This is a genomic window from Microbacterium sp. 2MCAF23, from assembly GCF_052115565.1.
GTDB lineage: Bacteria > Actinomycetota > Actinomycetes > Actinomycetales > Microbacteriaceae > Microbacterium.
The window spans coordinates 236,956-261,748 of the sequence record NZ_JBFRGY010000011.1 but is presented as its reverse complement, the minus strand read 5'-3'; the positions used below and the strand labels follow the sequence as shown (position 1 = coordinate 261,748).

Genomic DNA, 24,793 nt, shown 5'->3' with positions numbered 1-24,793 from the left:
AGCGGCTGGCGTTCAGCCCCGGGCGATCTCCTGCACGGTCGTGCGCGTGGATCCGGTCGCGTCGGTGGTCTCGTACAGCACCGGCATCCCCGGATGGGCGAGCGCGAACCAGAACACGGCGACGACGCCGTCGTCGTCGTTCACGTCGTACCTCAGGCACTCGAGCTGGCCGAGTGGGTGCTCGATCGTCTCGGTGACCACTGTGGTGCGGTTGGCGGGGAAGGCGGCGTGCTCCTGCAGGTCCCGCCAGCTCACGCGTTTCGAGACGGCCGCCTCGACGTCATCGAGAGGGTGGGTCGTCAGCAGGGCTCCGACGTCATCACCGTCGGCGAAGCGGTTGATCCGCTCGGACCGGGCGCCGCCGGCCTCCTCGTCGAGGATCCGGATCGTGGCCCCGCCTCGCAGTGCCTCGCGGATCTCGTCGGCCGTGAACGGCGTCGGCAGCAGACCCTCGGCGATGACGTGCGGATCCGGTTCGCTCATGCGGTCAGGATAGGCCCGGTCGCTGGCAGGATGTCGGCATGACGACGCTCCGCGACATCGCGCGCTGGCGGCTCCGCTCCCAGCTGCTCGACGCTCCCGCGGGCGCCGCCGAGGACGTCGTACGGACGATGCTCGCGGTGCAGGCGGAGAACCCCGCTCAATCCGCCTGGGCGGTCGCCGCACGCACGGCCTCTCCTCGCGTCGGCGACCTCGCCGGGGCGCTGTCCGATGCCAGGGTCGTGCGCACGCACGTGCTGCGCCCGACATGGCACTACGTGCATGCGGACGACGTGCGCTGGTTGATCGAGCTCACCGCGCCCCGCGTGCTGCCGGTGTTCGATCAGCAGCTGCGACCCTCTGCGGACCGCATGGTCGCACTCACCGACGCGATCGCGCATGCGGTCGCCGGGGGAACCGGCCTCACGCGCCCCGAGATCGCGATCGCGCTCGCCGAGGCCGGGCTCGACCTGCCCTCCTCTCAGCTCACGCTGCTGCTGGGCCGGCTCGAGCTGCAGCTGCTGCTCACCAGCGGCGTTCCCCGCGACGGCCAGCACACCTACGCCCTCCTCGCTGAGCGCGTGCATTCGGCCGAGACCGTCGATCGAGACGAGGCGCTCGCCAACCTGGCACTCCGCTATCTCGGCGCCCACGGCCCAGCCACGGACCGCGACCTCGCGTACTGGGCGACGCTCACCCTGACCGATGCCCGGCGGGGGATTGCAGCGGTCGCCGACCGGCTGGAGTCGTTCGATCACGACGATCGCACCTACTGGCACCACGCGGGCGGGTATGGCGCCGAGACCACGAGTTCGCGAGGTCGCGGTGCCGCGCACCTCCTGCAGATCCTCGACGAGATGTACCGGGGCTATCAGGACTCGCGCTGGGCGCTCGACTCCGAGGGCATCGTGCCCCGCGACCGCGAGGCCTCGATGGGCATGGTGCTGTGCGACGGGCAACTCGTCGCCGGCATGCGGCGGAGCGTCGACACGCGTCGTGCGCTCTTCGCCATCGCGCCGCATCGCCCGCTCACCGTGCGGGAGCGCGCCGAGATCCAGAAGGCCGCCGCACGCTGCGCCGCCTTCCTCGGAGTGGAGCCGCAGGTCGAGTTCGCGTCCGCGTGATCTCTGAGCCGACTCCGGTGGACCGGACCTAAGACGCACGGCGGTCCTGCTCCGCTGCACGCCCCCACGAACTCAGGGCGTGGGTGCCGGCGTCTTCCACGGGCTGTCGTAGTGTCCGTTGCGGTCGTCGTAGCCGGGCGGGGCATCGAAGCGGGTCGCGGTGAGATCGCGCGGCAGCAGGCTGAATCCCTGCCAGTGCAGCTCCATCGGGGACTGGTCCTCATCGCGCGGCACGTGGTGGAACCCGACGGCGACCCACGACACCACATCGGAGAGGGCCCGGGTGGTGTTGCGTTCGACGAAGTCGCGCACGCCGCCGCCGCAGTCCGCGGAGTTCTTCGTGGCATACCTCTGGCACGCGTCGAAGTCGGTGAACGCGACGTCATAGCCCGCCGTGGCGCCGTGTCGATGGTCGTCGGAGAAGACGAACTCGTCAGTTCGCGCGAGCTCGATCTGGTAGGAGATCGGATGCCCGTCGCGGTTCGTCACCGCAGGGTTGAGCACCTGCCACCAACGGCGGTCCTGCCACTGCGCGAGTGCCGGGTGCGGGATCGGCGTAAGAGTGCCCGCCAGCACGGGGGCCTTCGCGCCGTCTGCGCCGGTGGGGGTGGCATCGTACTGCTGGACGGCGAGCCCGCCCGTGCCGTCGAGCGCCCAGTGCACGCGCCACACTGCGTTGTGGGAGTGACTCGCCGCATACTCGTGGTCGCCGACGTCGGATCCGTGATCCGCGTCGGTGAAGTCGTTGGGGGAGAGGTCGCCGGTGGCCCCGAGCTGGACCGCGATGGATCCGTCCGCACCGAAGGTGTACTGGGTGACGTACTCGTACCACCCGACTCGGGAGAGGGTGGACAGCCGCCAGTCCGTGCGCCGGGCGTCGGCCTTCGGCTGCGTCGCCCACGCGCTGGAGTGAAATGCGAGGCCGGCGTCGACCTGCTCCGAGCACAGCACCTCGCGCGTGCGCGTCTTCCCGTAGGCGCCGTCGTCGATGTCGGGGATCGCCGTGGCCAACTTGTCACCGGGGCAGGAGGTGGCGTCCAGGGCCAGCATCTTCGTGCCGCCGAAACCGGCCTCGGTGATGTCGTGCGTCGTGCTGTCGCCGGTGTCGTAGGGCACCTCGAGCTGCGACAGGGAGAGGGACGAGATGATCCGGATGGGCTTCTCGCCAGGCGGGGTGAGGCGGATGTCCGACAGCATCAGTCCGCGCTTCGGGTCCACGTTCCAGCAGAGATCCCAGACCGCGCCACTGGACAGCGTGCGGGTCAGGCGTTCGGCCGGGCCGGTCTTCCCTCCGGTGCCGATCTCCGCCGCAGGCGTGGTGCAGGGAGCGGAGGTCGCCGACCGGGTCGTGCTGGTGTGGGGCGGTGCGCCGGTGCACGCCGCGAGAAGCAGCAGCACGCAGATGATGCCCGCACTGACGAAGTGACCGCGCTGAGCGCTGCTCGTCGTCCGCGCAGCTGTGCGCATCATCGGCCCCCCGGCTCCTCCATCGATGCCGTCAGCATATCGGCACCGGAATATCGGTCTGAGACAGCGGAGGGCGGCGGCCCGATCGGACCGCCGCCCCGTGTCACGCAGTGCGGATCAGTGCTCTCGCACATCCGCCCGGCGCCGGCGCACGAGCACCAGAGCCGCACCGGCGATCAGCAGCAGCAGAGCCGCCGCCGCGAACGGGCCGGCGTCACCACCCGTCTGCGGTAGCGTCCCGGTGCCGGATCCAGTGCCGGTGCCGGATCCGGTGCGGGCCACGGTGAAGGTGCCGTTGCCCGTGTTGCCGGCCTCATCGGTCACGGTCACCGTGTGGCCACCGGGCTGGGCGCCCTTGTCAACCGTCATGGTGAACGTGAAGCCGCAGCCGGGGCCGACGGTCACGATGACCGACTGGCCGAGCGCGGCGCCCGAGGCGTCGGTGATCGTCACCGTGGCGGCGGTTCCGGCCGCGAAGCCGGATCCGGTCACCTGGATCGTGTCACCGGGTCGGACCGAGGAGGGCTGGACCTTGACGACCGGGTTGATCGTGCAGGTCTGTGTGCCCGCCGACACCGTCAACGGCGCGGAGATCGCGGCGCCGGCCGTGTCGGTGCCCACCACCGTGTACGCGCCCGGAGCGGCATTCGCGCGGACCGGCAGAACCGTGCCCGCGGGGATGCCGCCGTTCGCGTCGGTGGTCACCGTGACCGGTGCGCCGATCGGGGCCCCGGCGGGGTCGGTCAGCTGCAGCGTCACCGCCGTGTTCGGCTGCCAGCCGCCACCCGTCACCGTGGTCTGCGTGCCCGGCGCTGCCGGGCCACTGGCCGCCAGCGTCGGGTGGTAGACCGCGAGATCCGCCGTATCGGTGTCGTCCGATGCCGCATCGGTCGCGTCGACGGTGTACGCCCCCGCTACGGCGTCAGCGGGGACGGGCACGACTGTGTTGGCGGGCAGCGTGCCGTCATCTGCGATGGTCGCCGCCACCGGTGCGCCCACGGGCTGACCCGACGGAGCCATCAGCCGCAGGGCGACGGAGTGACCCGCCGTCCAGCCACCGCCGGTGACCGTCGTGCGCCCGCCGGCCGGAACCGGACCGGTCGCGTCGATGCCGGGTGCGACCGCCGCGGTGACCTCGACCGGAGCCGATGCCGTCGCGCCGTTCGCATCCGTGCCCGTCGCCGTGTAGGCGCCGGGGGCCGTCGCCGAGGGTACCGCGAGCGCGGTCCCCGTCGGCAGCGCACCGTTCGCGTCCGTGGTGACCTGCACCGCGGATCCGATCGGGGTACCGGCCGCGTCGGCGAGCTGCAGCGTCACGGCTGCGTTCGCCAGCCAGCCGGATCCGCCGATCGCGGACTCGCCGCCTGCCGGGATCGGGCTCATCGCCGTGATCGCCGGGCTGTAGACGTCGACGGCCGCCGTCGCAGTGTCGCCCGAGGCGGCATCCGTTCCGACGACGCTGTACGCGCCTGCCGCGGCGTCAGCCGGAACCGGGATCGTGACGCCGGCCGGCACAGTGCCGTCCGTCGTCGCGGTCGCGGACACCGGAGCGCCGACGGCCGCACCCGACGGATCCGTCAGCTGCAGGGACAGGCTCGCGCCCGAGGCCCAGCCGCCTCCGGTGACCGTCGTCGCGGCGCCGGCCGGAACCGGACCGGACGCGCTCAGCACGGGCGCCGTCGCCGCGATCACCGAGACCGAAGCCTCGGCGGTGCCGCCGCGCGAATCCGTTCCGACGACCGAGTAGTCGCCGGGTGCGGCGCTCGCCGGGATCAGCACGGTCGTGCCTGCCGGGAGCGCGCCGTCTGCGCCGGTGACAGCCATGGCCGGTGCACCGACCGGGGCTCCGGACGGATCGGTCAGCTGCAACGCGATGGTGTCCGCGGGCTTCCACCCGCTGCCGGTGACCGTGGTCGTCCCGCCGGCCGGAACCGGTGAGGTCGCCGAGATCGCCGGGACGTAGACCACGACGGGAGCCGAGGCCTTCGCGCCGTTCGCGTCGGTGCCCACCGCGCTGAACGCGGTGCCTGCGCGGGAACCGGCGGGCGTGGTCAGCACGGTCCCCGCGGGGATCGCGCCGTCTGCGCCCGTCACCACCGAGACCGGAGCGCCCACGGGGGCGCCAGTGGCGTCCTCCAGCTGCAGGGTCACCTCGGAGTTCGGCAGCCAGCCGCCGCTGGTCACATCGGTCGTGCCGCCGGCCGGAACCGGAGACGTCGTGGACAGTGTGGGCGCGTAGATCGAGACCGGGATCTCGACCGTCGCTCCGCTGCCGTCCGTGCCGATCACGGTGGCGTCACCGGGTGCGGTGCCCGCAGGGATCTGCACGCAGGTGCCGACGGGAAGGGCGCCCGAGGCGTCCGTCGTCACCGTCACCGGCGCTCCCAGCGGGGCACCCGAGGCGTCCGTCAGCTGCAGCGTCACGGTGGTGTTCGGCTGCCATCCGGCACCGGACACCGCGTAGCACGTGCCGACCGGGACGACCGGTCCACCGGTCAGCGACGGCGCGTACACCGTCACATCGGCAGACACCGTCGCGCCCACCTCATCGCTGCCCTTCACCGTGAGCACGTCGCCCGCCGGAATCGTGGCCGGGATGGCGAGGGCGGTACCTGCGGGGATCGCGCCGTTCGCATCGGTGGTGACCGTCATCGGGGTGCCCACGGGGGCTCCTGCGGCGTCGGTCAGCTGCAGGGTGACCTGCGTGTTCGGCAACCAGCCCGTGCTCGTGACGACCGTCGTCCCGCCAGCCGGCGCCGGGCTCGTGGCCTGGATCGCGGGCTGGTAGACGGTGATCGTGTCGGTCGCGGTGGCGCCGGACGGGTTCGTGCCGGTGACCGTGTAGTCGCCGGCAGGGCTGCCGGAGGGAACGATCAGCACGGTCCCGTTCGGAACGGTCCCGTCAGCGCCGGTGGTCGCCGTCGCGGGCGCACCCACGGGGCCTCCGGACGGGTCGCTCAGCTGGAACGTGATCGGCGTGTTCGGCGCCCACCCTCCGCTGGTGACCGTGGTGAAGCCGCCGGACGGCACCGGGGACGACGCGGTCAGCACGGGCGCGGTCGCCGCGACGACGGTCACCGGGGCGGTGACGGTCGCACCGTTGGCGTCGGTGCCTGTGATCGTGTCGTCGCCCGGGGTCGTTCCGGCGGGCACCTGCAGGCAGGTGCCCGCCGGGATCACGCCGCTGGCGTCCGTAGTGACCGAGAGCGCCGTGCCGATCGCGGTTCCGGCGGCGTCGGCGAGCTGGAAGCTCACCGTGCTGTTAGGAGCCCACCCGGTCGAGGTCAGCGTCGAGCACTGACCGGCCTCCACCGGGGAGGACGCGGTCAGCGTCGGTGCGTACACGGCGGCGTCAGCCGTCGCCGTGTCGCCCGATGCCGGGTCGGTACCCACGATCGTGTACGCGCCGGGAGCGGCGTCGGCCGGGACCGGAACCGTGGTGCCGGACGGCAGATCACCGTTCGCGTCCGTCGTAGCAGTGACCGGGGAACCCACCGGCGCACCGGACGGATCGGTCAGCTGCAGCGTGATCGGCGTGTTCGGGTTCCAGGATCCGCCCGTCACCGTGCTCTCGCCACCGGCCGGAACCGGGGACTGCGCGCTCAGCGTCGGGGCGCCGGTCGAGCTGCCGACCGTGATCGGGGCGGTGCGCTCGGCGCCGTTCGGATCCGTACCGGTGACCGTGTAGTCGCCGGGTGCGGTGCCGGCCGGGATCGGCACACAGGTGCCGGTCGGGACCGCGCCGTTCGCGTCGGCCGTCGCCGTGACGGGCGAGCCCACCGCGGCGCCCGCTGCGTCGGTGAGCTGGAACGTCACCGTCGTGCCGGGGATCCACCCCGTCGAGGTCAGGACCGAGCAGTCACCCGGGACGACCGGGGTCTGCGCCGTGAGAGCGGGGTCGTACACCTTCACGGTGCCCGTTCCGGTGGTGCCGGACGGATCCGTGCCGACGACCGTGTAGTCGCCGGGTGCCGTGCCGGCCGGAACCGGGAGGCAGGTGCCCGCCGGAACCGCGCCCGCGGCGTCGGTCGTGACAGTGAGCGGAGAGCCCACCGCTGCACCCGAGGCGTCGGTCAGCTGGAAGGCGACCGGCGTGTTCGGGGCCCAGCCCGTCGAGGTCAGCGTCGTGCAGGCACCCGCCGGGGTCGGCGAGGACGCGGAGACGACCGGAGCCGCCGCCAGGCCGCACGCGTCGACGCGGGCTCCGGCATTGCCGATGCCGAGTCGCGCGGTGCCGCCGCCGACGCCGAAGCTCAGCGCGGACACCTCGACACCGGTGGTCTTGGTGCTGCCGTCGGGAGCCTGACAGGTCGTGATGTTCTGGTGGTTCAGCTGGATCGAGAACAGATTCCCCGCGATCGCCTGGAGGAGCGGTTCCACCGCGGCCCGGATGGGCGCCGTGACCAGATCCGTCTTGATCGTGGTGAAGGCCGCGAAGATCGGGCTGCCACCGTCGGAGAGGATCAGGTTGATCGGCGACATCGCCAGCTGAACGGCCGAGATCACCGGAGCGAGAAGCGCGCACGCGGTTCCCGTGCAGGGCTCCACGACCTGGCCGGCGAGGTTGACGCCGAACGCCCCGGACATCGAGGGAAGGAACGGCGGAGCGACCGTCGCGTCGACGTGCACCGTGATGCCCTGCATCGACTTCAGCGCCGCGTCGGAGGCGACCGAGAGCACCGTCTCGATGGCCTCGTGGATGTCACCGGCGATGAACGGGTAGGTGTCGCTGTCGATGAGCTCGGTGTTCGGGGCCTGGTTGTTGAGGCCGACCGGACGGTTCGGGATCACCCCGTTCGGGTGGTTCGGACTCGGGTCGTTGCTGCCGAGCCGTCCGAGGTCGATCGTGATCGTCCCCTGGCCGAGGTCGATCTCCGCGTACCCGTCCGCAGTCCGGATCGGCGCCAGCATCACGGCGTCGAGCACATCCTGCTTGACTGTGCTCGTGACGCTGGTGGTGAGCGTCGTGCCGGGGACCAGGGAGGCGAGCTGCGTGAGGTTCAGCCCCTGATTGATGGTGTCGACAGCAGAGCTCTCCAGCGTGCCGGCGGCATCACTGAGCCCGGCCGCCGCCTGCTCGATGATCGGCGAGTGCAGCACGAGCTTCGCCGACCCGGCGCGGTACTGTCCGTAACCGGTGACGCCTCCATCGGGATCCTGAAGGGCCCCGTCGATGGCCTTCACCCATGCCCCGCCCAGGGCGAAGCTCAGATCGGCCTTGTCGACGGCGGGCGCGGCGGCGGAAGCGCCGGGGATCGAGAGCAGATTGATCTGCGCCTCGCCGAAATCGCTGTCCGCGCCGTCCAAGGTCAGACCGCCGTCGGCTCCGACGATTCCCGAGATGGCCTCGGCGTTCTTGCCGTCCGTCGCCGTCGACTGGCTCTGCAGCACGCCGAGCTGCCCGAACGAGATGAACTGATCCAACGGGATCTGGTAGCCCGCACCGAAGTCGACGATCTCCGTGCCACCGAGCGTGCCGCTGAAGGCTTCCGTGTTGGGCCCGGGGCTCTGCGTCGAACCGGCGTGCGACTGCGCGAGCCCGAACAGGTCGGTTCCCGCCAAGCTCATGTCGAGGATGCTGGCTTCCGCCTCGGCCTTGTCACCCGGGTACGTGTCGAGGCCGGCCGCGGAAGCCGCGCTGGTCGCGAACAGCACTCCGACGACGCCCAATGCGGTGCCGGTCAGGACGAGACCAGATCCGCGGCGACGGCCGGGTGGCCTCCTCCGCGCGGTCTCCTCGCGGTTCGTCAAAAACATGAACTACCCCCTCCGTGGAAGAACTCCTTGGACACAGGGGGACGTCATGTAACGACGCGGCCAATGCGTCGTCACTCCCCCTGGAAGACTTCCTAGCGGTATATCGCCAAGATGTACAGCCCTTTCAAAGGTTCGCATTCCCGACGAAATCGCTGAATCCCCGCGGATCATCGCGATATTTGATCTGGATCCATATGTATAACAATTGGGTAACGCGCAACCGCTTGCCGTTCATGCCCGATCGGTGAGCGGTCTTGAACGCGACATGCGAGGGCTCGGACCACGCGGGCGCGATGGCCGTAAGGGCGGGCGCAGAGAAACATTCCCGTGGCGGCATATTCGCGAATGAACTTTTCGGCGGCCGCGGGCCGCGGCGTTCACGGGATCGTATTTCACACATGCGCCCGCATATGTAAGGGGGGTAGATTGCTGGGAACTCTTGGGGCTACCCCCTCCGGAGTTCCTCGCCGGTCGGTTGGCCAATAGCGGATCGGCAGCGGCCCCTGTCGTCTCCGCCCGGTCTCCGAAGCGGTGCGTCAGGGGCCGCGGGCGTTTCCCGGGCCAGACCAGGGAAGCGCCCGCGGTCCAGGTCGTTCCGGCCTTGGGGCGTCATGATTCCGGTCACGAAGATCCCCAGCATGTCATCGACGCTCGCGTCGATGGCGCCGTCGGCCCGGCTTTGCCGCAGCAGGTCCGCCATCACCGTGATCCAGGCCAGGTAGGGATGCACGGGGCTGTCGTCGAACGCGAGCTACATGGTGAGCCGGATCCCGCCGCGCACCAGGGTGTCGTCGATGATCTGTCGAGCCAGCCCGTGGCACATCATCACGAGCTGCTCGATCGGTCCGGCGCCCGTCGCGGCGGCGGCCTCGGTCAGGCGGGACGAGGCGCGGTGCTGCTCGTCGAACACGGCGGCCGCGTCGAGGAGGAGCTGTTCCCGCTTCTCGATCGCGCGCGACTGCACGACGCTTCCGCCGCGCCCTTCGGCCCGCAGGTTCGACTCCGCCGCCACTGTGAAACCCCGTCCGCTTCGCGTCCCAGGGCACTGGGCTCTCACTGGTTGGGACTGTGTGCGCAGCCGGTGGGAGCCTGGCTCGAATCAAGCTGAACAGCCCGGTTCTGGTTAGGATCGGTCCGCGGATCCGCATCGATCGCGGGAGGGGCCGATGGTGACGATGGTGAAGAAGGCGACCGCCGCACTGCTGGCCGGTGTGCTCGTGGTGCTGCTCGGCGGCTGCGCCGGGTTCGGGCCGTCCGATGCCCAGCTCGCAGAGAAGTACAAGGACGCCGTCGCGTCCTTGCCTCATGTGGAGAGTGTGGACAGCGGCTACAAGACGGTCGTCGGCATGGGGCGGACGGGGTTCGTTCACATCAACGCGGACACCAGCGACGACGAGGAGCTGCTCGCTCTGCTGAAGCAGGCCTTCCCGGCGGTCGTGCGCGCGGCGGAGAACGATCCCGAGATCGGTCTCGAGATCCTGGTCGTCGCGTCCGACGGCAGCGGCGGCTATGGGCCGGAAGCCCTTGGATACTCCGGCGTCGGCACGCTCACGAGCTACCGCGATTTCCTGAAATCTCATCCGGACCTGTGAGTGGAGAAATCCTGCACTTTGCCGCGAACGACCAGCAGGGAGGCTGAGGACCGTGACCCCCGACGACTCCGACCGTGATCGACGGGACCAGCGCACCCGCGATGAGCACAGCGCAGCTCGTGTCCGTGGCGAACGCAGATATCTCAGCCGCACGGTTGGGGGCGAGCTCTACAGCTATGCCGCTGACGAGTTCGGCGTGGTCGGCGGCCCCATGGGTGGGAACATCCAGGTCAGGACACTGCCCGGGTTCGTCGTTGTGATGTCGCTGGGGTGGCTCTTCGTGCTGGGCACCCTCTTCGAGACCTTCGTGTACGCGCCGTTCGTGCAGCCCGGGGATGGCCGCCCAGCGTGGCCCGTTCTCATCGCCACCGGCGTGGCCGGCCTCGTCGCCTGGGCCGGCACCCACTACGTCGCAACGGAACTCCGCGCCCGCAGAGTGCGCCGAGCACGCGGGATCCCGGAGCCTCGCGCCGGCAGCACGAGCTCATGACTGCTCGCTGATTTCGGGAACCTCTTGACACCCGGGCCCGGCCGGCATAATCTACAACCAAATGGTTGTACGAGATGAACTGAGCGATGAACAGATCGACCGAGTGTTCCAGGCCCTGGCGGCGAGCACGCGGCGCGACATCCTGCGCCGCACGATCGCCCAGGAGCAATCCGTCTCCGAGCTCGCCCGCGACTACGACATGTCGTTCGCGGCGGTGCAGAAGCACGTCGCCGTACTCGAGGCGGCCGAACTCATCATCAAGCGCGCCGAAGGACGCGAGCGGCTGGTCCGCGCGAATCCCGAGATGATCGCGCGCGCCCGGGCTCTGCTTGCCCGTTACGAGGACCTGTGGAGGAGCCGCATCGCCCGCCTGGACGACCTCCTCGCCGAGGACTCCGGCTCCGACTCCGACAGCGATACCGATCCTGGATCCGCGCCGCGCGGATCCCGCACCACCTGACCGACACAGAAGGAGAGTGACATGCCTGTCACCGACGTGATCACCGACCCGGAGAACCTGACGCTGACGATCCTCGCCGACTTCGCCGCTCCGGTGGAGCGGGTGTGGGCGGCATACTCCGACCCGCGCCAGCTCGAGCGCTTCTGGGGCCCGCCCGGATGGCCGGCGACCTTCACCGAGTTCGACCACACGGTCGGCGGGTTCGCGCGGTACCACCTCGATGGTCCGCGCGGAGAGAAGTCGTCGGGGCGATGGGAGTTCACCCGCATCGAGGCGCCGGCGCTGTTCGAGGTGCTCGACTCATTCGTCGACGAGTCCGGGCAGCCGATCGACGGGTTCCCGGCGATGCGGATGACGCTGGAGTTCTCTGCGACCGCCGACGGCACCCGCATGACCGGCACCAGCCACTTCGACTCGGCGGAGGCGCTCGAGCAGGTCCTCGCGATGGGCGTGATCGAGGGCACCAAGGCCGCGATGGGTCAGCTCGACACGGTGCTGCAGGACCTGCGCGACTACGCGCAGGGCAAGGGCACGCGGGTGGAGCTGCTCGACGACACCCACGTGCGGATCACGCGGCTCGTCGAAGGGCCGCAGGATCTGGTCTGGCGCGCGCACAACGAGCCCGAGCTCATGAAGCAGTGGCTGCTGGGACCGGACGGGTGGGAGATGACCGAGTGCGTGATCGCCACGGAGTCGGGTCAGGCGTACCGCTACTCCTGGGCTCCCGTCGGCGACCCTTCGACAGGCTCAGGGCAGGCACGCCAGGCGTTCGGCTTCGAGGGGGAGGCGCTGCTCGTCGACGCCACGCGCCGCGCCGTGACCACGGAGAAGATGCAGGGCACCGACGGGCCCGTGACGCTGAACGACCTCAGCTTCTACGAGGAGGACGGCGCCACGCTGATCACCCTCCTCGTCGAGTACCCCGACGTCGAGACCCGCGACATGATCCTGGCCACCGGCATGGTCGACGGCATGGAGGCCTCGTACGCCCGCATGGAGGACCTGGTCCTGGTCTGACGCGCGTTCGCACCGCGAGAGATCCCGGTCGTCCCTCCCGCCTGGGAGCGGATCCGACCGGGATCTCTTGCGCGCCGGCTTGCCGCGAGGCGGAGGCGGGCTTCGACGGCTCCCGCGACACGGTACCGTCGAGGGATGTCCGCCTTCGTGGTGAAGATCCTCCTCGTGCTGGCCGTCCTGATCCTGGTGGCGGCCGCCGTGTCGAGGATGCGAGGGCGTCGATCCGTGGGGCCCGTGCGGCAGCGCATGCCCAAGCTCGTCCTGGTCGTGGGCGCGCTGTTCGTCGCGGTCGGCGGGTTGATGGCGCTGGCCTCCTTCACGGAGAAGAACACCGACGGCATGCTGTGGCCCATGCGCATCGCGTCGCTCGTGATCGGCCTCGGCGGCGTGGCGTTCCTAGTGATGTACCGCAACTTCTACGTCGAACCGCGCGTCGACGAGGTCGCGTTCCGCACGATCTGGGGGCGCGAGGCCGTCATCGCCTATTCCGACATCGTCGACTACTACGTGCGCGCCTCCGGCGGGCAGCTGCAGCTCACCGTGCGTGCGGCGTCCGGCCCGCGGCTGCGCCTGAATCCGCGCATCTACGATCTCTCGCCGCTGCTGCGCGCGAACGAGTTCCGGCAGCACAACGGGCGCTGGCCGCTGCGCGGCGAGCTGCACGGCGGAACCGGCACCGTCTCGCGCTGACGCGGCCTGTCGCCATCCGGATCCTGACACTTCCTGACCGCGAGACTGCATCTCGGCGACGAGACTGCAGTCCATGCGTGCAGTCTCGTCGCGCAGATGCAGTCTCGCGGTTCGGCGCGAGGACGACGTCGGCGGGGCGTGGTTCGATGGCGGCATGGACACCTCGCTCGGGCTGCGCAACGAGACGCGCACGGTGTGGGCGACGGCGCTGTGCTTCGCCCTCGGCACGATCGCGGGGCTCGTGGTGCTGCAGGGACCGCCGCGGCCGCTGACCGGCCCCGGATCGTTGAGCCAGCCCGTCGCGGTGATCGCCGGCGTCGTCGCGGCAGCCGCATTCGTCGTGAGCACGGTGCAGCATCGCCGCGGTGAGACGGATCCGATGCCGCCATGGCAGACGACGGCGTCGCACGTCTCCGCCGTCGCACTGACCGTGGCCTTCGCGGCGGTGACCGCGTTCGGGGTGCTGCTGGGCGGCGTCGTTTTCGGGGCCGGGCTGCACGACTTCACGGCCCCGTCTCTGGGCGGCGCCCTCGTCGCGGGCGTCGCGGCGGCGATCGGCGGGCGGTTCTCCTACACCGCCGGCGTCGGGATCCGCACCCGGGATCTGGCGACGCTGCTGTTCGGGTTCCTCACGATCGGCACGCTGTTCGCGATGGCGACCGCATCGGATCCGCTGTGGTGGCAGCAGAACTTCTCGCAGCTCGGGCTAGGCGTCCGCGGCTGGGCGTTCAACGGCACTCTGGTCGTGGCGGGGCTGCTGTTCGCCACGGTCGGCGCCTACATCGGCCGCGACCTGCACCGGCTGCGCGGCGACAGCGCGCTGCGCGGGATCGCCGCGGTCGTCGCGCTCTGGGGTGCCACCGGGGCCGCGCTGGCGGTCGTGGGGTTCGTGCCGATCGAACTGAACCGCGTGGTGCACTGGATCGCGGCCATCGGCACACTCGTGCTGTTCGGGGTCGCCGCGCTGCTCTCGACGCGGGTGCTGTCCGGTCCGCCGCGCGCGCTCCTGATCGCGACCGTGGGCCTCGGCGTGCTCATGGTGGCGGCGGTGCTGCTGCACTGGCCGATGGGGCTGTACTCCTCCGCGGGGCTCGAGGCGATCGCGGTGGGGCTGGGCCTGGTCTGGATGACCACCTTCGTGCGCGTGCTCGCCGTGCTGGTGCCGGACGTACCGCGGGTCTCCGCCCGGTCGTCGCTTCTGCGCGGCTGAGGCGGCGAGGCACCGGCCGGCGCGGGCCGTCGAGAGTGCTCACAGGGTAGAGCGGCGGATCCGCTCCCGCGCCGGCGGGCGCACAATGGACGCATGGGCATGTTCACGCAGAAGCCGGAAGAGCCGAGCGAGTGGGCGGCGCTGCCCGGGGAGCTGTTCGACCGCGATGAGGCGGATCTGCTCCCCGCGCAGCCGACGGCGGATCCGTTCGGGCTCGGCCTCGGCACGCCGACGTCCGCGGCGAGCGTGGCGATCCCGCTGCCGCCCGCGGAGCCGAGCGCAGCCGGCGGCGAGTCCGGGGCTGAGCCCACGCGCTGAGCGACGTCGTCCGTGCTCAGGCGGCGTCGCCCGCCTCGGGAAGGTGCACGCGGGCGCCGGTGCGATCGAACAGGCTGAGGATCTCCGCGGGTCCGTCGCCCGTGGCGCCGAACCAGTGCGGCGTGCGGGTGTCGAAGTCGGCGACCTCGCCCGGTCCGAGAACGAGGTCCCGTTGGCCTACGATGAGGCGGATGCGCCCGCTGAGGACGTAGATCCACTCGGATCCGTCATGCGTGCGCCGTTCGCCGGGGTCCGTCTCGAGGGGCATCACGATCTTCCACGCCTGCACGCCGCCGGGGTTGCGGCTCAGCGGGATCACGATGCGCCCGTTCCTGCGCCGCGGCCGCAACTGCACGCGCGGATCCCCGAACTCGGGGGCGCCGACGAGGTCGTCCAGGCTCATCCCGTACACCCGGGCGAGGGGGAAGAGCAGCTCGAGGCTGGGGCGCCGCAAGCCGCTCTCGAGCCGCGACACGGTGCTGGCCGAGGTGCCGGCGAGCTCCGCCACCTCTGCGAGGGTGAGGCCTCGGTTCGTCCGGATGCGCTGCAGGCGCGGTCCGATCCCGTCCAGCGCGGCGGCGAGGTCTGCGTTCGTGTCCACAGAGACAAGAACACCAGGGGTTTGCGGTTTCTGCAAGAAGGATTGCCAGATCGCACAATCCGACGCGAACCTTTACGTATGACCCCAGAACAGTTCGACACCGCGATCGTCGGAGGCGGAGCCGCCGGGCTGAGCGCCGCGCTCGTCCTCGCCCGCTCCCGCCGCTCCGTCGTGCTCCTCGACGGCGGCGCACCCCGCAACGCGCCCGCGGCGCACATGCATGGCTTCCTCTCGCGCGACGGCTTCCCGCCGTCGCAGCTGCTGGAGATCGGACGCGAGGAGATCGCGTCCTACGGTGCACGCCTGGTCCGGCATCCCGTGGTGTCGGCGCGCGGCGATGTCGAGGACGGATTCGTCCTCACGACCGACGACGGAGCCGAGTTCGCCGCTCGCAGCATCATCCTGGCGACGGGCCTCGAGGACGTGCTTCCTGACATCCCGGGAGCCCGCCAAGCCTGGGGGCGGTTCCTGCTGCACTGCCCCTACTGCCACGGCTACGAGGTCGGGGATCGCTCCCTGGCCGTCTACGGCGGCGTTCCGGGCGCCGTCGCGCAGGCGCTGCTCATCCGGCAGTGGTCGGCCGATCTCACCTACTTCACGAACGGCAGCGCGCTCACGGACGACGATGCGCAGCTGCTCCATATCCGGGGCATCCGCGTGCAGCACGGTCGGATCGCGGAGCTCGTCCTCGACGGCGGGCGGTTCGGCGGCGTGAGGCTCGACAGCGGTGACATTGTCCCGGTCGACGCGGTGTTCCTCCGGCCGGAGTCCCGCCCCCGCACCGACCTCGTCGTGGCTCTCGGCGGTTCCGTCGACGGCGCGGGCTTCGCGCATGTCGATGCGTCGGGGCGCACCTCCGTACCCGGAGTCCGGGTCACCGGCAACCTGGTGGATCCGCGCGCGCAGGTGATCACCGCCGCGGGGCACGCCAACGCGGTCGCGATGGACGTCAACGCCGATCTCGTCGACGACGACATCCGCGCCGAACGACGGATGCCCCCACTGCGCAGAGAGATGAGCAACGCATGACGCACACGTCCGCCCCCACTGCCCCTGCGACGCCGCGGCCGCCGAGCCAGCACACGCTCGCGCTCATGATCTGGATCGCCGTGACGCCGACCCTGCTGGCGATCAACCTGCTGCTCGGCCCGCTGATGGCCGGGATCCCCGTGGTCCCGCGCACGATCATCACCGTGACGATCGCCGTCCCCATCGTGATCTACGGGCTCATGCCCTTGCTGCACCGGATCCGCCGTCGCTGGGCGATGTCCCGCAGGTCCTAGGGGCGGCTGTCCGGGAGACGGCGCGCTCGACGTGAGCAACCGCCCTTCCCCGGGCACCCGCGATCCTTCAGGCGGCAGCGGGAATCGACGATCAGGCGCCGGTCGCGCCGGCGTCCGCCTCCCTTACGGCGTCGACGAGGGCGCGCCAAGGACCCTGCAGATGCTCCTCGGGGATCACCTGCTCGTGGCGCTCCCGGCGGATCCGCACCTCGATCCGCCAGACGAAACGGTCGGCGCCGGTGCCGGCGGGGGGTTTCTGGTCCCACGGACAGCGTTCGACGAGAAGCATCCAGTGCTCGCTCTCGCTGCCGGACGGCTGGACGCTCCATCGCCGGGTCATCCCGGCGATCCCGCCGCTGCGGGCGACGCGGATCGCGACGTCGTCGTCGCCGGCGGCATCGGAGTCGGCGGGAACGCCGACGGGCGGATCAGCCGGAGGTTCGTTCATCGCCTGTCGCCGATCCCGTTGCGCTGCCGACCCCGGCCTTGATCACGCCGACCGAGGTCCATGCCATGCGCGCAGCGTCGCCGGTCGCTGCGCTCACCGCGTCCGCCTCTCTGATCGTCGCGTTCGCGAACTGCGCGAACGTCGCCGACGACGACAGCCTCCCGGTGAGCGCGCGGTACCAGACCGATCCGGCGGTCTCCCACGCGTGACCCCCGAGCTCCACGGCGAACAACGCGAACGCCCGGTTCGGGATGCCCGAATTCATGTGCACCCCGCCGTTGTCGTCGGTGGTCTTGACGTAGCCGCTCATGTCGGCCGGCTGCGGATCCTTGCCGAGCTCTGGGTCGTCGTAGGCCGTGCCCGGATGCAGCATCGATCGCAGCGCCTTGCCGTGCACGGCAGGGGTGAAGATGCCCGCACCGATGAGCCAGGTCGCCTGATCCGCAGTCTGGCCCTGCAGGTGCTGCTCGGTGAGGGCGCCGAACACGTCGGCGATCGACTCGTTGAGCGCCCCGGGCTGACCCTGGTACTCCAGGGCGGCGGTGTACTGCACCACGCCGTGCCCGAGCTCGTGTCCGATCACGCTGGTCGCGCCGGTGAAGCCTTGGAACACTTGGCCATCGCCGTCGCCGAACACCATGCGCTCACCGTTCCAGAACGCGTTGTCGTAACCGGATCCGTAGTGCACCGTCGCATCCAGCGGCAGGCCTTGGCCGTCGACCGAGTTGCGCTGGAAGGCGTCGAGCAGCATCTGGAACGTCGCGCCGAGCCCGTCGAACGCCTGGTTCACGGCGACGTCGGCGACGGTCGGCTCGTCCTCCGTGCGTACCACCGTGCCGGGCAGGGTCTCCGCGCCGTGCGCGTCGCTGATGGTGCGATTCGGTGCGGCCTCGACCGTGGCCACGAGCGCGCCGTTCTCATCGATGGACAGCTGCAGTTGAGCACGGCGCTGCGCGGGCGCCAGTGCGATCAGCGTCTGCCGGGCCGCCTCGGCGGCCTGTGTGTATCGCTCCGATTCGGCGAGCTTCGCCAGCAGATAGGACGGGATGATGCCCTGGTGGATCGGGCCTCGCCGGCCTGTCGTCTGCGGCCCCCCGCGACCTTCGTGAATCGTCATGACGTCCTCCGTTCCGCTCCGTGAGTTCGACGATACGCCGGGTCGCCGACACCGGCGCGGAGAGCGCGGAGAACCGCGGAGAGGTTGACGGAGCGGCGCCGCCGGGCTAGAGCCGAGTCAGCCCGGACACGACGACGACGGCCTCGCCGGCCTCATCGGAAGCGTCGAGATCCACCATCGCGGAGATCCGCCAGTCGTGGTCGCCGGCAGGATCGTCGAGGATCTGCTGCACCGCCCAGGCGCGCGCCGGCCGCTCGTGGTCGGGCCCGCCGGTCTCGTCGATGATGAGCATGCCCGCACTGCGGGCATCGGCGCCGGTGCGGATCTCGTCGTGCTCGGCGAAGTAGGCGTCGAGGGCGGCATCCCAGCCGTCGGCGCCGAACTCCGGATCCAGTGCGGCGAGGGCGTCCAGATCCTCTCGCGCGGCGAGCTGCACGCGGCGGAACAGCTCGTTGCGCACCAGGATCCGGAAGGCCCGGACATTCGTCGTGAGCCGTTTCGGCGCCGGTGGCACGACGGGCTCGTCGGTGTGCGAGACGGGATGGCCCGAGATGAGCTCCTCCCACTCGTCCAGCAGCGAGGAGTCGACCTGGCGGACCAGCTCGCCGAGCCACTCGATGAGGTCGCGCAGCTCCTCGGTCTTCAGGTGCTCGGGGATGGTCTGCGACGCCGCGCGGTAGGCGTCGGAGAGATAGCGCAGCACGACGCCCTCGGAGCGTGCGACCTTGTAGAGCGCAACGTATTCCCCGAACGACATAGCTCGCTCGTACATGTCGCGGACCACGGACTTCGGGTGCAGCTCGAAGTCGCGGATCCAGGGCTGGGCTGCGCCGAAGGTCTCGAACGCCGCCGACAACAGCTCCTCGAGCGGCTTCGGATAGGTGATCTCCTCAAGCGCTTCCATGCGCTCCTCGTACTCCATGCCCTCGCGCTTCATCGCCGCCACGGCTTCGCCGCGGGCGACGAACTCCTGCTGGCTGAGGATGGCCCGGGGGTCGTCGAGCGTGGCCTCCACGATCGAGAGCATGTCGAGCGCGAAGGTCGAGGAATGCGGAGCCGCGGGAGCGGATCCTTCGGTCCCTGAGCCCGTCGAAGGGTCGAGCAGCTCGAAGGCCGCCAGCGCGAACGGCGACAGCGGTTGGTTCAGCGCGAAGTTCGGCTGCAGGTCGACCGTGAGCCGGACGGTGCCGTCGGGGGCGCGCTCGACGATCCCCGACTCCCGAAGGGTCCGATAGATTCCGAGCGCGCGGATCGCCAGGATCCGCTGCTTCTGCCGCGGCTCATGGTTGCCATATACCAGCGCGCGCATATTCGCGAAGACATCGCCACCGCGGCCGATCACATTCAGCATCATGGCGCTCGTGATCTGCATGTGCGACGTCAGCGTCTCGGGCTCGGCGGCGATGAGCTTCTGGAACGACGGCTCACCCCACGACACGAAGCCGTCGGGTGCCTTCTTGCGGATGATCTTGCGCTTCTTCTTCGGATCGTCTCCGGCCTTGCGGATCGCGGCGAGGTTCTCCGACTCGTGCTCGGGCGCCTGCGCGACCACCGTGCCGGCGGTGTCGAAGCCGGCGCGGCCCGCGCGACCCGCGATCTGGTGGAACTCGCGGGCGTTGAGCTGGCGCATCCGGGTGCCGTCGAACTTCGTGAGCGCCGTGAACAGGACCGTGCGGATGGGCACGTTGATGCCGACGCCGAGGGTGTCCGTGCCGCAGATGACGCGCAGGAGCCCGCGCTGCGCCAGCTGCTCGACGAGGCGCCGGTACTTCGGCAGCATGCCGGCGTGGTGCACGCCGATGCCGAGACGGAGGAGTCGTGCCAGGGTCTTGCCGAACGACGTGGTGAAGCGGAATCCGCCGATGAGCTCGGCGATCTCGTCGCGCTGCTCGCGGGTGGCGACCTTCGCGCTCGCGAGGGCCTGGGCGCGCTCCATGGCGGCGGCCTGGGAGAAGTGCACGACGTAGACCGGTGCGCGATCGGTGTGCAGCAGATCCTCGATCGTCTCGTGGATCGGGGTGGTCTCGTAGAAGAAGTGCAGGGGCACGGGCCGCTCCACACCCGTGACGACCGCGGTCTCGCGGTCGGTGCGGCGGGTGAGGTCCGCGGCGAGCTCGGTCACGTCGCCGAGCGTGGCCGACATCAGGATGAACTGCGCCTGAGGCAGCGCGAGCAGCGGCACCTGCCAGGCCCAGCCGCGGTCGGGGTCGCCGTAGAAGTGGAACTCGTCCATGACGACCTGGCCGACCTCGGCGTCGGGCCCCTGACGCAGAGCGAGGTTGGCGAGGATCTCTGCCGTGCAGCAGACGATCGGGGCGTCCGCGTTCACGGCGGAGTCGCCGGTGACCATGCCGACGTTCTCGGCGCCGAACACCTCGACCAGGCTGAAGAACTTCTCGCTGACCAGCGCCTTGATGGGGGCGGTGTAGTAGCTGCGGCGCCCGTCGGCCAGGGCCGCGAAGTGCGCGGCGACCGCGACGAGCGACTTGCCGGTGCCGGTCGGGGTGCTGAGGATCAGGTTCTGCCCCGAGACGATCTCGATGACGGCCTCGTCCTGCGCCGGGTAGAGCGAGATCCCGCTCTCCTCGACCCATTCGACGAACGCGAGGTAGACGGCGTCGGGATCCGGATCCCCCGCAGCCGGGCGGACGACGGACGGATCGAGGCGCGCAGACATGATGTGTCGATCATCCCACCCGGGGGCGGCCGATGCGGGCCGTACCGTGCTCAGGATGGAATGCTCCGCATCGGCGGAAGGAGGCCGAGATCACGGGGATTCACGGAATCCCTCCTGAGTTCGGAACCGCGGCCGGCGCGCACCGGTGCAACGGCGGGCGGTCAGGCCTTCTTCACGAGGCTCGACTTCAGCAGCATGGCGCCGAAGCCGTGTTCCGGCGGGAGGGGGCGCTGTTCTTCGGTGCGGCCGAGCGCACGCTCGAGCGGGTCGCGGGGTTGCGCGACGTGGAGGTCGTGATCCTGCGGATGTCGCAGCTGCAGCTGCTCGACGCGACTGGCGCGCAGGTGGTGACCGAGCTCATCGCCTCCCTCGAGCGCCGCGGCATCGCCGTACTGGTGAAGGGGATCCGCCCCGTGCACCGCGACATCGCCGAGCGCGTCGGCGTGGTCTCTTCGCTGCGGCACCAGAACCATCTCTTCGACGATCTCGGATCCGCCGTCGCACATGCGCGCAGCCACGTCGTGCGCGGCCCCGGCGTGGGCTGACCCGCGCGGCGGCAGGCGGCAGCGGCTCAGCCCGCGGTGGCCGCTTCCAGGGCGATGCGCACCATGTCGCCGAAGCTCTGCTCGCGCTCCAGGGCGGTGGTCTCCTCGTGCGTGACGAGGTGGTCGGACACGGTGCAGATGCTGAGCGCGCGGCGGCCGTAGTACGCGGCGAGCGTGTAGAGCGCGCTGGTCTCCATCTCGACGGCGAGCGCGCCGTGTTGCACGAACGGCTCGGTGAGCTCGGGGCGGGTGCTGTAGAACTGGTCGCTCGAGAACAGCAGGCCGACGTGCACGGCGTGCTCGAGATCCATCCGCTCGCTCGCCTCGACGGCGCGGCGCAGCAGGGAGAAGTCGGCGACGGGCGCGTAGTCCTGGCCGTGGAAGCGGATCCGGTTGATCCCGGAATCGGTGCAGGCGCCGTTCGCGATGATGATGTCGCGCATGCCGACCTTCTCGGTGAGCGCGCCGCAGGAGCCGACCCGCACGACGGCCTGCACGTCGTAGTCCTGGAACAGCTCGTTCGCGTAGATCGACATCGACGGCTGGCCCATGCCGGATCCTTGCACCGAGACGCGGTGTCCCTGCCAGGTGCCGGTGAAGCCGAGCATGCCACGGACCTCGCTGTAGAGCTCTGCGCCCTCGAGGAAGTTCTCGGCGATCCACTTCGCTCGCAGCGGGTCGCCGGGGAAGAGGACGACGGGTGCGATCTGACCGGGCGCGGCGGCGATGTGCGTGCTCATGACGTCAGGGTATGCGGGGCGGATCCGTTCCCTGGTCGCGGATTGCGGCCTTCATGCCCGCATCACCGCAATCTGCGACCGGTGAACGGGCCCCGATCGGCCTCGTGCGGATCCTGTCATACCGGGCTCTTCCTGGCGAGCGAGCACGCCCCGCTCAGCCCTGGCGGCGCACCATCTCTGCGATCCAGAGCGGGGCGAACGGCGAGGTGCAGTTCGGAGGCGTGGGATAGTCGGCGAGCACCTGCAGGCGCTCGCCGATCGCGATCGCACGGTCGCGCAGGGCGGCGTGGTGGATGCCGATCGTGGCGAGGGTCTCGTTCATCGCCCACTGCTCGCGGGCGGGGGCGGCGGCCAGTTCGCGCTCGATCCGATCCAGGAGCGCGTCGAGGTCGAGGCCGTCCGGAGTCTTCGCGACCCGGGCGCTCGTGAGCGACCAGGCCGCGGCGCGGGCATCGGGCCCGGCATCGTCCAGCCAGCGCAGGCGCAGCTCTTCCGCGTGCGGTGACTTCTTCACGAGGTAGGCGACGAGCCAGTCGTGCGCCTTGGCGCTCTGGGTGGCGCGCACCATGCGGTCGAGCTCGCCGGCCGCGAGAGCGCGGGGCTTCGCGACCAGGATCCCGAGGAGCTGTCCGGCCACATCGCCGCAGTCGTACAGCTCGCGGGAGAGCCCGGGATCCGTGCCGATCCGCTTCGCGAGCGCGCGCATCCGCGACAGGTTCACGCCGTGCGCGTCGCCGTGCCGCTCGTTGACGGCGCGAGCCTTCGGATCCTCCAGCGCGGCCAGTTCGGCGAGAGCCTCGGGCAGGGTGGTCGACATGCCGCCAGCCTATGTCGCGCGAAACTCAGTCGACTCGGGCGGTAGGGCGTCCAGCGTTGCGTATTCGCCCTGAATCGACTGAGTTTCGCACCGAACCCCGCTCGCAGGCGCGCCTCAGAGGTGCGGTGAGCAAGAATGGTGACGCAAACATCGTGCCGCACCCCCGAGGAGAGCCATGACCGAGTCCCCGCGCGCCGCGCTCACCTACGAGGACGGCGCGCTGCTGCGCCAGGGGAAGCCGTTCCGGATGCTCTCCGGCGCCGTGCACTACTTCCGCATCCACCCGGACCAGTGGGAGGACCGGTTGCGCCGCCTCGCCGCGATGGGCGCGAACACGGTCGACACCTACATTCCGTGGAACTTCCACGAGCGGGTCGAGGGCGCGGTCGACTTCACCGGCTGGCGCGACGCGGAGCGGTTCATCCGGCTCGCCGGCGAGATCGGGCTCGACGTCTTCGTGCGTCCGAGCCCCTACATCTGCGCGGAATGGTCGAACGGGGGGATCCCGTTCTGGCTGAGCGGGCGCACGCGCGCCCTGCGCACGAGCGATCCCGTCTTCCTCGCCGCGGTCGATGGCTGGTACGACGCGCTGATCCCGCGGCTCGCCGCGCTGCAGGCCGCACACGGCGGGCCGATCACCGCCGTGCAGATCGAGAACGAGTACGGATCCTTCGGCAGCGACCACGACTACCTCGTGCACCTGCGCGACGGGTTGCGTGCGAGGGGCATGGTCGAGCTGCTCACCACGGCCGACGGCACGACGGCGGACATGGTTCGCAACGGCAGCGTCGAGGGCGCGATGGGCTCGTTCACCTTCGGCACCGGCGTCGCGGAGGCGGAGCGCCTGCGCGTGCCGGACCAGGCGCTGCTCTGCGCCGAGCTGTGGGGCGGCTGGTTCGACCACTGGGGTGAGCAGCACCACGTGCGCTCTGCGGCGAGCATGATCGGCACCGTGGAGGAGCTGCTGGCCGAGGGCGGATCCGTCAGCCTCTACATGGCGCACGGCGGCACGAACTTCGGCCTCTGGGCGGGGGCCAACCACGACGGCGTGCTGCAGCCAACCGTCACGAGCTACGACTCGGACGCGCCGATCGGCGAGGACGGATCGCTGAACGACAAGTTCCATGCGCTGCGGGCGGCGTTCGCCCCGTTCCACGACGGCGACCTGCCGCCGATCCCGGATCCGCTCCGGCGGCAGGCGGCGGCATCCGCCCCGCTGGTGCCGGTCGCCTCGCTGCTCGACGTCGTGCGTGCGGTTCCTGCGGGCGTCACCGCTCCGATGCCGCTCACGTTCGAGGAGCTCGGCGCCGAGGACGGGCTGGTCGCCTACCAGGCCGAGATCTCCTACGTTCCGGGGGCGGCGCTGACCGTCGACGTGCTGCATGACCGGGCTGTCGTCTTCCTGGACGGCGTGCGCCTCGGCGCGCTCGCGCGTGACGGAGAGCAAACTCTGGACCTGCCCGGGACTGGCGGACCCGGCCTGCTCACGCTCGTCGTGGAGAGCCGGGGACGCGTCAACTACGGCCCGCACACCGGCGAGGGCAAGGGCATCATGGCGGGCGTGCGGGTCGGGCGCCGCTTCGCGCACGGCTGGACCCACCGGGTCCTCCCGCAGGACGAGCCTGCCGATCCGGAGGGCGCCGTGGCATCCGGAGTCGACGCGGCCGACGGTCTCGCCGTCGCCGTGTTCGACGTCGCCGATCCCGCTGACGCCTGGCTCGCCTTCCCGGGCGGCGAGAACGGCATGGTGTGGCTGAACGGTTTCCTGCTCGGCCGGTATCGTGCGGCCGGCCCGCAGGTCACGCTGTACGCCCCCGGACCGCTGTGGCGGGCGGGACGCAACGAGATCCGCGTGCTGGACACCGACGGGATCGGATCCGCCGTCGAGATCCGCGAGGAGCCCGACTTCGGCCCGGTGGAGGAGTTCATCGGAGCCTGAGCAGATACGACCCCGGCGCGG

General features: G+C 70.6%; 22 protein-coding genes. 12 read left to right on the top strand and 10 right to left on the bottom strand.

Going from position 1 to position 24,793, the window contains the following annotated elements:
- Positions 1-12: 12 nt before the first annotated feature.
- Positions 13-483, bottom strand: coding sequence for a hypothetical protein (locus tag AB4078_RS12945; RefSeq protein WP_441977473.1), 471 nt, complete (start codon positions 481-483; stop codon positions 13-15).
- 38 nt (positions 484-521) lie between these two features.
- Between AB4078_RS12945 and AB4078_RS12940 the strand changes: the two genes are divergently transcribed.
- Entirely contained in the window at positions 522-1,604 is a 1,083-nt protein-coding gene (locus AB4078_RS12940) for a winged helix DNA-binding domain-containing protein (protein ID WP_441977472.1), read from the top strand.
- Positions 1,605-1,676: 72 nt separating this feature from the next.
- On the opposite strand, the gene AB4078_RS12935 is transcribed toward AB4078_RS12940, so the two are convergent.
- The 3 genes from AB4078_RS12935 to AB4078_RS12925 form a co-directional block, all read right to left on the bottom strand.
- Positions 1,677-3,074, bottom strand: a complete 1,398-nt coding sequence (locus AB4078_RS12935) for a copper amine oxidase (RefSeq protein WP_441977471.1) — start codon at positions 3,072-3,074, stop codon at positions 1,677-1,679.
- Positions 3,075-3,188: 114 nt separating this feature from the next.
- A complete protein-coding gene (locus AB4078_RS12930; protein WP_441977470.1) occupies positions 3,189-8,828 on the bottom strand; it encodes an LPXTG cell wall anchor domain-containing protein in 5,640 nt (1,879 codons plus the stop codon).
- 751 nt (positions 8,829-9,579) lie between these two features.
- Positions 9,580-9,840, bottom strand: coding sequence for a hypothetical protein (locus AB4078_RS12925; protein WP_441977469.1), 261 nt, complete (start codon positions 9,838-9,840; stop codon positions 9,580-9,582).
- Positions 9,841-9,994: 154 nt separating this feature from the next.
- Between AB4078_RS12925 and AB4078_RS12920 the strand changes: the two genes are divergently transcribed.
- The 7 genes from AB4078_RS12920 to AB4078_RS12890 all read left to right on the top strand — a co-directional run bounded on the left by AB4078_RS12920 (position 9,995) and on the right by AB4078_RS12890 (position 14,605).
- The gene (locus AB4078_RS12920) at positions 9,995-10,420 is read left to right on the top strand and encodes a hypothetical protein (RefSeq protein ID WP_441977468.1); all 426 of its coding nucleotides are present in this window, start codon (positions 9,995-9,997) and stop codon (positions 10,418-10,420) included.
- Between the two features lie 52 nt (positions 10,421-10,472).
- A complete protein-coding gene (locus AB4078_RS12915; protein WP_441977467.1) occupies positions 10,473-10,910 on the top strand; it encodes a hypothetical protein in 438 nt (145 codons plus the stop codon).
- Positions 10,911-10,971: 61 nt separating this feature from the next.
- A complete protein-coding gene (locus tag AB4078_RS12910) occupies positions 10,972-11,370 on the top strand; it encodes an ArsR/SmtB family transcription factor (protein WP_441977466.1) in 399 nt (132 codons plus the stop codon).
- A 21-nt stretch (positions 11,371-11,391) separates the two neighbouring features.
- Positions 11,392-12,387, top strand: a complete 996-nt coding sequence (locus AB4078_RS12905; RefSeq protein WP_441977465.1) for an SRPBCC family protein — start codon at positions 11,392-11,394, stop codon at positions 12,385-12,387.
- Between the two features lie 135 nt (positions 12,388-12,522).
- Complete coding sequence (locus tag AB4078_RS12900; protein ID WP_441977464.1) at positions 12,523-13,077, top strand: hypothetical protein; 555 nt, start codon at positions 12,523-12,525, stop codon at positions 13,075-13,077.
- Between the two features lie 154 nt (positions 13,078-13,231).
- Entirely contained in the window at positions 13,232-14,287 is a 1,056-nt protein-coding gene (locus tag AB4078_RS12895; protein ID WP_441977463.1) for a DUF998 domain-containing protein, read from the top strand.
- Between the two features lie 93 nt (positions 14,288-14,380).
- The gene (locus tag AB4078_RS12890; protein ID WP_441977462.1) at positions 14,381-14,605 is read left to right on the top strand and encodes a hypothetical protein; all 225 of its coding nucleotides are present in this window, start codon (positions 14,381-14,383) and stop codon (positions 14,603-14,605) included.
- Positions 14,606-14,621: 16 nt separating this feature from the next.
- Here AB4078_RS12890 and AB4078_RS12885 read toward each other — a convergent pair whose 3' ends face one another.
- Complete coding sequence (locus AB4078_RS12885) at positions 14,622-15,206, bottom strand: helix-turn-helix domain-containing protein (protein WP_441977461.1); 585 nt, start codon at positions 15,204-15,206, stop codon at positions 14,622-14,624.
- Positions 15,207-15,284: 78 nt separating this feature from the next.
- Between AB4078_RS12885 and AB4078_RS12880 the strand changes: the two genes are divergently transcribed.
- Positions 15,285-16,235 (top strand): NAD(P)/FAD-dependent oxidoreductase, encoded by a 951-nt coding sequence (locus AB4078_RS12880; protein WP_441977460.1) that lies wholly within the window; start codon positions 15,285-15,287, stop codon positions 16,233-16,235.
- Entirely contained in the window at positions 16,232-16,489 is a 258-nt protein-coding gene (locus tag AB4078_RS12875) for a hypothetical protein (protein ID WP_441977459.1), read from the top strand. Before AB4078_RS12880 ends, AB4078_RS12875 begins: the two co-directional genes overlap by 4 nt.
- A 91-nt stretch (positions 16,490-16,580) precedes the next feature.
- On the opposite strand, the gene AB4078_RS12870 is transcribed toward AB4078_RS12875, so the two are convergent.
- The 3 genes from AB4078_RS12870 to AB4078_RS12860 form a co-directional block, all read right to left on the bottom strand.
- The gene (locus AB4078_RS12870) at positions 16,581-16,937 is read right to left on the bottom strand and encodes a protealysin inhibitor emfourin (RefSeq protein WP_441977458.1); all 357 of its coding nucleotides are present in this window, start codon (positions 16,935-16,937) and stop codon (positions 16,581-16,583) included.
- Complete coding sequence (locus AB4078_RS12865) at positions 16,918-18,054, bottom strand: M4 family metallopeptidase (RefSeq protein ID WP_441977457.1); 1,137 nt, start codon at positions 18,052-18,054, stop codon at positions 16,918-16,920. Before AB4078_RS12865 ends, AB4078_RS12870 begins: the two co-directional genes overlap by 20 nt.
- 106 nt (positions 18,055-18,160) lie before the next feature.
- The gene (locus tag AB4078_RS12860; RefSeq protein WP_441977456.1) at positions 18,161-20,731 is read right to left on the bottom strand and encodes a DEAD/DEAH box helicase; all 2,571 of its coding nucleotides are present in this window, start codon (positions 20,729-20,731) and stop codon (positions 18,161-18,163) included.
- A 32-nt stretch (positions 20,732-20,763) separates the two neighbouring features.
- Here AB4078_RS12860 and AB4078_RS12855 point away from each other — a divergent pair, with 32 nt between their 5' ends.
- Positions 20,764-21,276, top strand: coding sequence for an STAS domain-containing protein (locus tag AB4078_RS12855; protein WP_441977455.1), 513 nt, complete (start codon positions 20,764-20,766; stop codon positions 21,274-21,276).
- 26 nt (positions 21,277-21,302) lie between these two features.
- Here the strand turns inward: AB4078_RS12855 and deoD are convergent, their stop codons facing one another.
- Together deoD and AB4078_RS12845 are read right to left on the bottom strand one after the other, a co-directional pair.
- A complete protein-coding gene (gene deoD / locus AB4078_RS12850) occupies positions 21,303-22,016 on the bottom strand; it encodes a purine-nucleoside phosphorylase (RefSeq protein WP_441977454.1) in 714 nt (237 codons plus the stop codon).
- A 154-nt stretch (positions 22,017-22,170) separates the two neighbouring features.
- A complete protein-coding gene (locus AB4078_RS12845) occupies positions 22,171-22,833 on the bottom strand; it encodes a DNA alkylation repair protein (protein WP_441977453.1) in 663 nt (220 codons plus the stop codon).
- Between the two features lie 175 nt (positions 22,834-23,008).
- Here AB4078_RS12845 and AB4078_RS12840 point away from each other — a divergent pair, with 175 nt between their 5' ends.
- A complete protein-coding gene (locus AB4078_RS12840; RefSeq protein ID WP_441977452.1) occupies positions 23,009-24,772 on the top strand; it encodes a glycoside hydrolase family 35 protein in 1,764 nt (587 codons plus the stop codon).
- The last annotated feature ends 21 nt before the right edge of the window (positions 24,773-24,793 follow it).

What these genes read in the sequence shown, in the direction of transcription:
- AB4078_RS12900 (WP_441977464.1), top strand. Translation starts at nt 12,523, where the DNA reads ATGTCCGCCTTCGTGGTGAAGATCCTCCTCGTGCTGGCCGTCCTGATC.
- AB4078_RS12890 (WP_441977462.1), top strand. Translation starts at nt 14,381, where the DNA reads ATGGGCATGTTCACGCAGAAGCCGGAAGAGCCGAGCGAGTGGGCGGCG.
- AB4078_RS12940 (WP_441977472.1), top strand. Translation starts at nt 522, where the DNA reads ATGACGACGCTCCGCGACATCGCGCGCTGGCGGCTCCGCTCCCAGCTG.
- AB4078_RS12945 (WP_441977473.1), bottom strand. Translation starts at nt 483, where the DNA reads ATGAGCGAACCGGATCCGCACGTCATCGCCGAGGGTCTGCTGCCGACG.
- AB4078_RS12935 (WP_441977471.1), bottom strand. Translation starts at nt 3,074, where the DNA reads ATGATGCGCACAGCTGCGCGGACGACGAGCAGCGCTCAGCGCGGTCAC.
- AB4078_RS12880 (WP_441977460.1), top strand. Translation starts at nt 15,285, where the DNA reads ATGACCCCAGAACAGTTCGACACCGCGATCGTCGGAGGCGGAGCCGCC.
- AB4078_RS12910 (WP_441977466.1), top strand. Translation starts at nt 10,972, where the DNA reads ATGGTTGTACGAGATGAACTGAGCGATGAACAGATCGACCGAGTGTTC.
- AB4078_RS12895 (WP_441977463.1), top strand. Translation starts at nt 13,232, where the DNA reads ATGGACACCTCGCTCGGGCTGCGCAACGAGACGCGCACGGTGTGGGCG.
- AB4078_RS12920 (WP_441977468.1), top strand. Translation starts at nt 9,995, where the DNA reads ATGGTGACGATGGTGAAGAAGGCGACCGCCGCACTGCTGGCCGGTGTG.
- AB4078_RS12875 (WP_441977459.1), top strand. Translation starts at nt 16,232, where the DNA reads ATGACGCACACGTCCGCCCCCACTGCCCCTGCGACGCCGCGGCCGCCG.
- AB4078_RS12930 (WP_441977470.1), bottom strand. Translation starts at nt 8,828, where the DNA reads ATGTTTTTGACGAACCGCGAGGAGACCGCGCGGAGGAGGCCACCCGGC.
- AB4078_RS12870 (WP_441977458.1), bottom strand. Translation starts at nt 16,937, where the DNA reads ATGAACGAACCTCCGGCTGATCCGCCCGTCGGCGTTCCCGCCGACTCC.
- AB4078_RS12860 (WP_441977456.1), bottom strand. Translation starts at nt 20,731, where the DNA reads ATGTCTGCGCGCCTCGATCCGTCCGTCGTCCGCCCGGCTGCGGGGGAT.
- AB4078_RS12905 (WP_441977465.1), top strand. Translation starts at nt 11,392, where the DNA reads ATGCCTGTCACCGACGTGATCACCGACCCGGAGAACCTGACGCTGACG.
- AB4078_RS12865 (WP_441977457.1), bottom strand. Translation starts at nt 18,054, where the DNA reads ATGACGATTCACGAAGGTCGCGGGGGGCCGCAGACGACAGGCCGGCGA.
- AB4078_RS12845 (WP_441977453.1), bottom strand. Translation starts at nt 22,833, where the DNA reads ATGTCGACCACCCTGCCCGAGGCTCTCGCCGAACTGGCCGCGCTGGAG.
- deoD (WP_441977454.1), bottom strand. Translation starts at nt 22,016, where the DNA reads ATGAGCACGCACATCGCCGCCGCGCCCGGTCAGATCGCACCCGTCGTC.
- AB4078_RS12855 (WP_441977455.1), top strand. Translation starts at nt 20,764, where the DNA reads ATGCGGGCCGTACCGTGCTCAGGATGGAATGCTCCGCATCGGCGGAAG.
- AB4078_RS12840 (WP_441977452.1), top strand. Translation starts at nt 23,009, where the DNA reads ATGACCGAGTCCCCGCGCGCCGCGCTCACCTACGAGGACGGCGCGCTG.